At 26.1% G+C, this 264-nt stretch carries 1 pseudogene; it reads right to left on the bottom strand.

The features are described from left to right. Positions 1-113: 113 nt before the first annotated feature. Positions 114-264: pseudogene (locus AJ932_RS11055) on the bottom strand (type VI secretion system baseplate subunit TssG); the annotation flags it as partial.

Genomic DNA, 264 nt, shown 5'->3' with positions numbered 1-264 from the left:
ATAAGCTTATGTGATTTATTTTAGCATAAAGTGGGTAAAATAAAGTTTATTTTAGGGTATGGTTTATGGGTGAAGAGAGATTGTGATTTTTTTAAACATATTTTTGTGTTAGCTTATTCACATAGTTTCATATATACTATTGTATATTTTTTTTGCGTATTACCTAAAATTTTTGCCCAACCAAGTTTGGCAGTATTTTCATCTCCTAACACAAACTTCATTTCTGAAGAATAGTTGATTTTAAGATATAAATCAACACAAAAT

Source organism: Campylobacter sp. BCW_6873, from assembly GCF_001762365.1.
Lineage (GTDB): Bacteria > Campylobacterota > Campylobacteria > Campylobacterales > Campylobacteraceae > Campylobacter_D > Campylobacter_D jejuni.
The sequence above is the reverse complement of the archived record's forward strand: the minus strand, read 5'-3'. Positions and strand labels throughout refer to the sequence as shown.